Annotated in this window: 5 protein-coding genes and 5 pseudogenes; 7 read left to right on the forward strand and 3 right to left on the reverse strand. The window is 56.7% G+C overall.

The window, feature by feature from the left end; all coding sequences use genetic code 11:
- Nucleotides 1–599, reverse strand: a pseudogene (locus C484_RS17685) (IS1/IS1595 family N-terminal zinc-binding domain-containing protein); the annotation flags it as partial.
- Nucleotides 600–686: 87 nt separating this feature from the next.
- Between C484_RS17685 and C484_RS17690 the strand changes: the two are divergent.
- A pseudogene (locus C484_RS17690) lies at nt 687–1,312 on the forward strand (transposase); the annotation flags it as partial.
- 11 nt (nt 1,313–1,323) lie between these two features.
- On the opposite strand, the pseudogene C484_RS17695 reads toward C484_RS17690, so the two are convergent.
- Nucleotides 1,324–2,093, reverse strand: a pseudogene (locus C484_RS17695) (IS5 family transposase); the annotation flags it as partial.
- Between the two features lie 461 nt (nt 2,094–2,554).
- Here C484_RS17695 and C484_RS17700 point away from each other — a divergent pair.
- From C484_RS17700 to C484_RS25040, 3 genes and pseudogenes are all read left to right on the forward strand, one after another.
- Nucleotides 2,555–3,190, forward strand: coding sequence for a TetR/AcrR family transcriptional regulator (locus C484_RS17700; RefSeq protein ID WP_006827253.1), 636 nt, complete (start codon nt 2,555–2,557; stop codon nt 3,188–3,190).
- Nucleotides 3,183–5,945, forward strand: a complete 2,763-nt coding sequence (locus C484_RS17705; protein WP_006827254.1) for a PEP/pyruvate-binding domain-containing protein — start codon at nt 3,183–3,185, stop codon at nt 5,943–5,945. The genes C484_RS17700 and C484_RS17705 overlap by 8 nt, the downstream gene beginning before the upstream one ends.
- Before the next feature lie 143 nt (nt 5,946–6,088).
- Nucleotides 6,089–6,690 (forward strand): annotated as a pseudogene (locus tag C484_RS25040) (DUF4010 domain-containing protein).
- Between the two features lie 35 nt (nt 6,691–6,725).
- Here the strand turns inward: C484_RS25040 and C484_RS17720 are convergent.
- Nucleotides 6,726–7,019, reverse strand: a pseudogene (locus tag C484_RS17720) (hypothetical protein); the annotation flags it as partial.
- A gap of 70 nt (nt 7,020–7,089) precedes the next feature.
- Here C484_RS17720 and C484_RS17725 point away from each other — a divergent pair.
- The 3 genes from C484_RS17725 (at nt 7,090) to C484_RS23195 (ending at nt 9,982) form a co-directional block, all read left to right on the forward strand.
- Entirely contained in the window at nt 7,090–7,590 is a 501-nt protein-coding gene (locus C484_RS17725; RefSeq protein ID WP_049915639.1) for a hypothetical protein, read from the forward strand.
- A gap of 180 nt (nt 7,591–7,770) precedes the next feature.
- Nucleotides 7,771–8,982, forward strand: a complete 1,212-nt coding sequence (locus tag C484_RS17730) for a hypothetical protein (RefSeq protein WP_049915641.1) — start codon at nt 7,771–7,773, stop codon at nt 8,980–8,982.
- A gap of 334 nt (nt 8,983–9,316) precedes the next feature.
- Entirely contained in the window at nt 9,317–9,982 is a 666-nt protein-coding gene (locus C484_RS23195; RefSeq protein WP_152422743.1) for a hypothetical protein, read from the forward strand.
- The last annotated feature ends 288 nt before the right edge of the window (nt 9,983–10,270 follow it).

The following is a 10,270-nucleotide window of genomic DNA, read 5'->3' on the forward strand; positions in this document are numbered from 1 at the left end:
AAATCCATCGGTATAGACTGTCAGCGACTCCTCCTCGTGATCATCGAGGAGGAGTCGCACGGTCGATTCGTCGGCGGATTTCGACGGGATGACGTATCGCTGACCGCTGCCGCGATCAACGAGGACAAACACCGGTGGCTTGTCCTCGTCGTAGCTTCCTCGCCCATGTTTCGACAGGCCACGCGAGCGCGACCAATCGTCGCGCTCGCGGCCTTTCTTCCCGGCAGAGACGTAGAACTCATCGATTTCGATTGGGCCAACGAGATCGATGCGAGGCGCGTCGAGCGNGTGAAGCGACCGATACGAGACATCAAGTTCAGCGTCTAACTGGCGGATACTCGTGTTGAACCGGAGCAACGAGTAGAACGCGAACAACAGCTTATCGAGGCCGATCTTCGCGTGCGCGAAGATCGTGCCGGTCTTGTCGTTGAACGTGCGTCCACAATTTTTACAGCGATACCGCTGATACTCTCGATAGCTGCCGTACTTAATCACCGATTCAGACTGGCAGCGCGGGCACTGGAGCCCCTCGCGCCAGCGAACCTGCTCCAGCAGGTTCCGGCGCTCGCCTCTGAGCAAAAGACTTCAACTGGGACCATAGTCGGGTGATGCATCAGCATCACCCTTGCCCGCTACGCTTTCACAGCGCCAGCTCTGCTTGACCAACAATCTGCTTCCGAAGAGCGAAGGCGTTTGATCGAATCGAGATGAGCGTTTGTCGAGTGTTGCTGCGCCAGTCGACGCAGCTACACGACCTCTCTGAGCACGCTGCGATCGACGCAACGTTCTATGAATGAGATCGTGCAAGTCGCCACTACTGCCAACGAACGAATTATCGCGTTCAGACGCTCAAAGTTACAAAACTCGTCGATACAGCAACGCAAGCTGTGCTTGATCTTCACTGCTCGANAGATCGCCCGCCGAAACGCGGGCGATCTGCGCTCTCTGGCCACTGATAAGGGCTATGACAAGCAACAACTCCGAGAACGACTCCGTGAACTCGACATTCGCCCGTTAATCACACACCGGATCTTCGCCCCGTACGATCATGCACACAACGCCCGCATTGACGAAGATCGGTACACTCAGCGGTCACTGACCGAAACCGTCAACTCAGCCGTCAAGCGCTCGCTCGGCTACGCCGTGCGAGCGCGTACCTGGTATCGAGAGTTCCGTGAAATTGCTCNCCGTCAACTCAGCCGTCAAGCGCTCGCTCGGCTACGCCGTGCGAGCGCGTACCTGGTATCGAGAGTTCCGTGAAATTGCTCTGATGTGTGTCATCTACAACATCAAACGTGCCGTCACACAGTGAAACCCACCACCTTACAGCGATTCAACAAAGCCTTTGAGGGCCAGTTCAGGGTTGTAGACCGCGGCGGTGAGCGTGATCTCGCGGAACTGGCGGTACCATGCCCGCGCTCGGACGGCGAGCCGTCCGAGCGCTTGATCACCGAGTTCACCATTTCACAGATCAACCGCTGGTTGTAGAGTTAGTCTTCAATCCGCGCGTTGTGCGCGTGATCGTACGGCGCGAAGATACGGTGTTTGATCAGTGGACGCACGTCTTCAGCATGCAATTCCTCACGGAAGCTCATATTGTCGTAGCCCTTGTCGGCGGCGAGACTGAGCAGGTCGCCCGCGTTCCGCAGGGCGATCTGCGGGCCGATATTCGTCCCATTGGGCCACTTCGCACTGCAATGGACGTCGATGACCGCGCTCTGCGCGGTACCGACGAGAAATGTCGCTTGCACGGTCTGTACGTCTCGATCACACCGCTTGAGATAGTGACTCGATGCTTCTCTGCGGTCAAAGTAGGTGGTATCGATGGCGGCGTGACCGGACTGGTCGAGCAGCTCCGACTTTTGTTGGAGCCGCTCTCGCCAGACAGCCATCGGCGCTCGATCAAGGGACTTGCACAGCGCAGACGGACCAAGGAACTCGCCGCGCTCGAGGACGAGCGCGGCTCGTATGCGTTCCATCTCTTCGGCCCAGTTGAGGACTTCGGCGAGTGTCGCGTCCATATGCTCATGGAGAAAGTGCAAGACGGCGTACTTCCAGCCGGCAACGGAGTTGCCGGCAGGATAAATGAGTTGCGGGCGGAATCGGGTCGCAATTCCAGAATTAGTGTATCAAAGAGTGAAATAAATATACGTTAAATAGAGCTATCGCTCACGACCCTGCATACGGCGCTAACGAATCGTGTGCAGCAAACGTGAGATGGTCAATCGGGAGTTGACAGACCAACGCTTCGACGTCCGCGTAGGCCTCACAATGTTCGCACTGCGATTGCGAGATGCTCGTAATAGCTGAGATGATCCGTCCAGATCGTCGCCTGCTCTGTCGGATTCAACGGCGAAATAGCGAACCTGTTCGGAAGTGCTATCAACGAGACTACCTGACTTATCTGACCGAAATAGATTAATAGTCATATAGCGTAGTACGACCATGGCACCTAAACGACGGTGGAATACTGGCGGGTTGTCCGAGAAACGTCTGCGACACAGAGAAGAGAACGTACCAACGACTCACCACCGACCAATTCAGGAGACCAGTTATGCCGACCTTCACTGATGCAAAGCGCGAGCGAGTCCATGAGTCGCTCCGTGACGCCGGACGCGAGTTCTTCGGTCGCTATGGGATCGACAAGACCGCGATCTCGGAACTCACCGAGGCGGCAGGAATCGGCAAAGGGACGTTCTACCAGTTCTACGATTCGAAAGAAGAGCTCTATATAGATATCATCGAACAATATCTAGAAGAGTACATTCCTCGATTGCTGAGCAATTCCTTCGAAGCGTACGACGACCCAGAAAAGGCGATTGAAGCGTATCTCGAAGAGTCGATGGATGAACTCGACTCCAATCCACTTCTCCGGCAGCTTTTTCTCGAAGATGATGTCAATCAACTGCTTGAGCAGTACTCCGAGGATGAACTTATCGAGGGGCACGAGCGGTCAATCGAGTTCCTCCTGCCGTACATCGAACAGTGGTATGACGAGTGTGAGGTTACCGGGCCCGATCCCGAGACTATCGCCCACACGCTTCGATTGGTGACTCGCCTCGAATTCTCTAAGGAGCACGTCGGCCGAGATCGATACCCTGCTGTCCGGGACACGCTCATCTCCGCAGTCGCGGCTGGGATAACGGACGGAACCGATGAATCACAGCACACGGAGGCCCATCATGAGTGAGAGTGAAGACATCCAGACAGGGACGTACGTCGTCGGGTTCGACGACGCTGGTGCAACCGACAGCGCGCTCGTCGGTGGCAAGGGCGCAAACCTGGCACGGCTGGTTGGAGCTGACCTGCCGGTGCCTGCGGGCTTCTGCGTGACGACTGCCGCGTATGAGGCGTTGGTCGACGATTCGGCCATAGAGGACGCCATCAACGAGCTCGCAGCGCTCGAGCCGACGGACACGGCGGCGATCGCGGACGCGGGTGCTACCCTCCGTACTCGAATCGAGGACTGTGACGTCCCTGAGGAGGTCCAAGACGCGATCGAGGCTGCCGTCGACGAGACCGCGAGCGATCCAGAACAGGCGTATGCGGTTCGTTCGAGCGCGACGGCAGAGGATCTCCCCGAGGCGTCTTTCGCGGGCCAACAAGAGACGTTCCTCAACGTCCGTGGTGCGGACGAGATCGTCGACCGGGTTCGTGCGTGCATGGGGAGCCTCTTCACTGACCGTGCAATCGCGTATCGAGCGAGAAATGATATTCCACACGAAGATGTCGCACTGGCAGTTGTTGTGCAACGAATGGTATCCTCGGACGTTTCCGGTATCCTCTTTACAGCCGATCCGATGACGGGGAACCGGCACGTCTCAGTTATAGAGGGTGGTCTCGGTCTCGGTGAGGCGTTCGTCTCCGGAGAGATGGCCGCCGACACCGTTCGAGTCGATACGCGAACCAAGGAAATCCTCAACTACGACGTTAGTGACCAGCAACGCGCAATACGACCGCTCCCCGAAGGTGGCACCGAGACGATTGACCTCACATCCGCCGAACGGACGATCTACGTCCTCTCGGATGAACAGGTACTGAACCTAGTAGAACTCGGCACACAAATCGAAGCGATATTTGAACGGCCGCAGGACATCGAATGGTGTATCACGGACGACGAGATCTACGTCGTTCAGGCACGGCCGATAACATCGTTATTTCCCGTTCCGTCGCCCGAACCATCCGATGACAGGCTGCATGTCTATGTCAGCATGGGACACATTCAGGCGTTTGCCGAAGCCATGCCGCCGCTTGTGCGAGATCTCTGGATGTCATTCATTCAAACGATGTACGTGGAATTCGGCTTCGGGGCCGATACACAGTGGGCTGTCGAGGCAGGCGGGCGCGTATATATCGACATGACCACACAGTTACGCATTAGTTCTGTCCGGGACCGACTTCCGGACCAACTGGAAGCGACCAGTGAACCGGCGAGTGCCGGTGTCGAGGATATTTTGAGACGACGTGGTGATGAGTTCCGTAAGAAGCGGTCAATAGGGAAAACTATCACAGCAGTGCCCCGGCTCGCCGCTGCAGCGTGGACGGGCGCAAGGACGGGGTATCCACTCGTCTCAGCCATGCTCGATGGTTTCGTTGGGTCCTTTATCGGAGAGCCAGCCCCACCTGAGCACGAGAAAGCCAAGTGGGTGGATTGGGGGCAAAATATTGCTGAGCAAGTACGTGCACCGGATACCCCCGAAGAGCGGGCGCACGCCGTCTTCAATCAATTGGACGAAGTCATTCAACTCCCATCTGTCGGTCCGTTGCTTGCTGCATTCACCGCAGGAAGTCGGCTTGAGCGGTTGTGTCCGGAGGCTCAGGAAGACATCAACGCCATCGGGAGAGGCTTTCCGGATGAACTGGTCACGCAAATCAATCTCGGATTGGGTGATCTCGCAGATGTTGCTCGCGCCCGCCCAGAGGTCGCTAATGCCCTTCGGCAGAACGCGTCACTAGAAGAGATCGCATCCCTCGAGGGAGGAGAGGATTTCGTGACCGCGTTCGAGGAGTACCTCGACGAATTCGGTCACCGTGCGACCGGTGAAATGGATATCAGCCGTCCGCGGTGGCGTGAAGATCCCGCGGTGCTGCTTGAGGCAGTTGGCGCGACCCTTGACCATGGACAGACTGGCGAACACCATGAGCACATCCTGCGGATAGAACGCGATGCACTGGAAGCAGCCGAGCGGCTCGAACAGCGGGCCGATCACGGATTGTTCGGCCCGGTTCGAAGGCGACTCGTACACCGACTAATCAGGACCTATCGCGCCTACATCCAGACACGTGAGTACCCAAAGCAGGGTCTGGGTCACATATTTACGGCATGGCATGAAGCACTCCGTGACACCGGCGAACTGCTCGTCACCGAGGGACTATTGGACCGTTCCGAAGACGTCTGGTTCCTCCGAAAGGACGAACTGTTCACCGCGCTGGATGGTGATTCAATTGATGTCGATATCGAAGCCCGACGTGCCGAATTCGAGCGTCACACGGCACTGGATGCGCCGCCAGTATTGACCAGCGAAGGTGAAGCGCCGAACGCGGATATCGAGCGTGAGGATGTTCCGGAAGATGCACTCGTCGGAACGGACGTGTCAGGTGGCGTCGTTGAAGGACCAGCACGGGTCGTGCACGATCCCGCCGAAGAAACGATCGAAACGGGTGAAATCCTCATCGCCCCTTCGTCCGATCCCGGCTGGACGCCGCTATTCCTGAACGCAGCAGGTATCGTCGTCGAGGTGGGGGGTCGGCTGAGTCACGGCGCGCTCGTTGCACGCGAATACGGACTTCCAGGCGTGGTGTCGGTGACCGAAGCGACACAACGTATCGAGACTGGCGACCACATTCGGGTTAACGGCAACCGTGGCACCGTCGAACTCCTTGATCGGTCTGAACAATCGGCAGCTGTTGACGATCTCGAGGGCAGTGATGAGGAGGGGTCGTGAGGGGCTGTGAGGGGGTGTATATGCGAGTCGACAGTGACGAGGTCAGGGCTTCGATTCAGTTTTTCTCCCTCGTTCTCGTCCTTTTTCTGCTTCCCAACGAGAAACTCGACGTGTTGGTTGGATTGAACCCCCAGCGGGTGTGGATGGTCGTCGTGTTCATCGCGGGATTGAGTTACTTTGGCTATCTTCTCGCAAAGGCTGTTGATCCACGAACAGCGATTGGGATCACTGGAGTGGTAGGTGGGAGTGTATCCCCGGGGTTGACGATCATGTCCTTTCTAGAACAGACGAAGAGGTACGACGAGTTCGACCGAACCTATGCGTGCGCCGCCGCGATTGCTGTGACGATGATGTTTCCCCGAGATTTCGTTGTTTTCGGGATCGTGAGTTCGTCGCTCGCCCGTTCGTTGCAATGGCTGGGGTAAGCGTCACTGTGACGGGACTGCTGTGGTCTCGTATTCGAAGCCAGGAGTCGCCGACTACCGAGTTAGATATCCCCTTTCAAGTGAGGCCAGCACTCGCGTTCGGTGCTGTTATTGCCGCCATCTTATTGGCTATCAATACTTTCGAGCTGTCACTGCCGTCAGATGCCACACGGGTTGGGCTCGTTCTGGGATCGGTTTCAAAAATGATCGGGTACGTCGGAATCACTTGGAAGGCCGGGGCACCGAAGATGGCGCGGATAATCGCTCTGATACTGCTTGGCAGCGCGAGCGTCGGAATTGTCCTCGTCCTCCTTACCTAATTGGGCTTTGTTGAATCGCTGTAAGGCGGTGGGTTTCACTGTGTGACGGCACGTTTGATGTTGTAGACGACACACATCAGAGCAATTTCACGGAACTCTCGATACCAGGTACGCGCTCGCGCGGCGTAGCCGAGCGAGCGCTTGACGGCTGAGTTGACGGTTTCGGTCANAGCAATTTCACGGAACTCTCGATACCAGGTACGCGCTCGCGCGGCGTAGCCGAGCGAGCGCTTGACGGCTGAGTTGACGGTTTCGGTCAGTGACCGCTGAGCGTACCGATCTTCGTTAATGCGGGCGTTGTGTGCATGATCGTACGGGGCGAAGATCCGGCCGTACATCGACCCCCTCGAATCTGACCACGGCTACGTCGACGTCGATCGACGCGGTACCGAGAACACGATGTCCCTGTCCGAGCGTGGGAAGGCTGCTGCCGGCCTCATCACAGACGGTCATCGGGTTGTTCATCCCGCTCAAGAGACGGTTTTTGCCGCGTTCGACCAACCAGAGCATCCAGATTCAAATCCGAATTCTGGCAGCGTTACTGAGACCCCAAGTCAGTCAGCAAGTACAGTGTATGGGTCGGCCGACGGGATGGGTGCTGGTGAGGACGGCCGTTCGGCGGAAGGTGTGCTGGCCGATACGGGCGACGCTGAGACGGCCGGCTACGTGCAGTGGTTACCGAAGCTGGGCGACAGCAGTTGGCCGCTACATGCCCGTATTACGGCCGCTGACATACGCGATGGCGTGAACCTGAACGACTACCCTGTAGAACGGTGGGACGACGGCCGAGTGACCTACGTGAGTTGCATGGAGGACCACCTGGCCGTGAGTACGCAGTACGGCGGAACGCTACCCACACTGGTGCGGCTTGCAACGGCGTTACTTGACGATAAGTTGTGAAGCACCGTTCTCACGCCGTCGGCACTCGGCGACGAACTTGAGCACTGTTTCGGTGACACCATCAACAACAGTCGCGATGTCTATGACCATCTTGTCCGGGCAGCGCAAGTCGGGTGGCTCTCCGAGGATGAACAGGCTTACGACCTGCTCAAGGATCGGTACGCAGGCGTTCGGTCTGCCTTGTTACGGAAACTTGGTGAGCTGGATAGTCTGGACGAAGACGAACGCGTTGAGACGCTTCGGAAATCTCACGGCCTTCTCATGTCGGCGACAGCGCTCTACGACGCGATCGGCGTCGATATCTCGATTGAAATCCGCATTCCCGACCCGAACAACCTTCCTAATGCAGACTTCTGTCAGTTTGTCTCCGAAGTCACGACACGGCAGTCTTCATATGGAATGCACTCGCTGCATCGAAACTTCTGGGAACCGGACAGTCAGAAACGGACCGCGGCGATGGCTCGCAATGTGGACCCGTCAGATCCCAATAGCCACCTTCGAGCGTCGTGGGTTCTCTCTGGCCCTGGAATCTCGGACTACGCCGAACAGATCCGCGGGGCGATTGCCGCTCGCGACGAGCAGCGCCTCGACGACCGCACGGACTACGACCCGGTCAAACTCAACGTGCCGGTCACCGATACATCAGACTACGCGGCCATGTGTCATGCCGTCGAAACAGTGCTCACGAAAAAGAATCTCTGTCCGGCTCACGAAACCGATGCAATGCGCCGCACCACGCGACTGTTCGAAGCCTACACTGGCTCGCCGGTCGACGTCGTCGACGCACTGACCGCGCTCACCCGATCGACGCACCCAGGTGACGTTACAATCGCCGATATTGAATACGCACTCTCGACGCTGCCGGCCGATCGTCTGTTCCCCGATCTGTATGCCCCGACGCCCGGCAAGATCTTGCACGCCGTGCTTACGGCCGACGGCCCGATCGGGCGAGCAGATCTTCTCGAGCGTGTCGGCTGTTCGGGGGAGGCCTATCGGAAACACATTGACCGTCTTGAGGCGCTGGATATCCTCACACGGGTCGACGGCGGTAAGTGGACAGCGACAGTCGCACCCTGGTACGTTCCAGAGACTGATGCGACGAAACCCGGTACCGGCCGTGTGACAGTCGGGACCACGACCGTCGATGGCGTGCTGTTCGATGCACTCGATGAACTCGGTTACAATCTTGGTAACTCCGAGCTGATTGAGTTCGAACAGCCGTTGGATCGGGGCAAGCTCATCGCGGCGGTTGGCCCATGGATCGATATCCTCGCATCGTTACTGAAACTCAACCCCGGCTACGTCGGGCAGTCTTTCTACGACATAACAATTGGCGAGACGCCAGACCAGGCAACGCTTGCGGAAACGACGGTCGGTGCTGTAGCGGACTAACGTGATGAACTTGCTCAAATAGTCGCCATCAGTTTGATCCGTCTGCTCGTACACACAACTCCAGATTTCGTAACTTTTCGACTTACTGAACGACTCTATCTTGGAATTGGAAACTGTGCCAGCAAACAGGAGGGTGTCATAGAACGATCCGCATGGCGTTCTTTTCACCCAATCTGGAGCGAACTATCCGTTCACTTCACTTGCATATCGTGCAAGAGGGGGTGACTGCTGACAGGTACTTCGCCGTGATCGCCGCGACGCCACCCGTGCAGTTGCACCGAAACCATGTCGAGTGACCACCAACACCTTTAGTTGTCGTCTGAGAATCACCAGTATGGGATCACGGCCAAAAGCCATCCGCTGGTTCGACCGACTTTCATTCCCAGTAGAGATTGGGGCGTCAGTTGTCGGTCTAGCCATGGTTTGGTACTTCACCGACATTTCAACAAGTGCTATCGGCGGAGCAACGATTGGGATCGTTGGAGCACGTCTCTGGCAGCCAGTGAAACGACGATTCGGTATCAACAACGGCTGGGGGAAAATCCCTATTGGACTCGCTCTGTTCGGATTGGGAATATATAGTCTCACCTACTCAGAAGGGGTGGTGGTCATCAAAATCGGATTTCTACTCGTTGGTGGATGGCTCGTACTCGATGGTCTCTACGACCTGAAATCGGGTGCCGGAGCAACGGTGTCTGGTTCACCTAACCCGATGGAACGATTCGGAGATGCACAGATCGTCGGGCGCGCCATTGAAAGAGAACCACAGTCTGCGGATGAACTCATATCTACTGTTGATCTGTCTCGTCATCGGATTGAGGGAGCACTTGAGATACTTGTAAAGACAGATGCGGTCAGTAAGAGGAATGATCAGTATTACGCACAATTCGAAGACCGATCCATCGGTGACGCACTCAAAAAAGTCCCTTCACGGGCTACCAACCGGATGAGTACCCTTCCTGAGCGGATACTGCGACCGTTCCGATTATTTGGGTTGTGAGCACGTCAGAATGACATATTCCGTGAGTGAGTTGCCCTTACGGTCCACAGGGGACCTTAGTGCGGGCAGGATAAGAATTAGTCTCGCGTCGAAACGACTTTATCACAGTCGTATTCGCTAGTTTCATCCAGAATACGTTACTGTCTGGATTAGGTGGGACTGCATGGCATGTTTTTGTCGGATGTTTGCTTCTCCTTTCGAGCGTGTCATAGAATCCAACTCATAGCTTGAGCATCTCACGTCCCGGATCGTGTCCTCGCTCGTAGTTGGTGATTGCAATGACGATCC

The sequence above is a fragment of the Natrialba taiwanensis DSM 12281 genome (assembly GCF_000337595.1).
Lineage (GTDB): Archaea > Halobacteriota > Halobacteria > Halobacteriales > Natrialbaceae > Natrialba > Natrialba taiwanensis.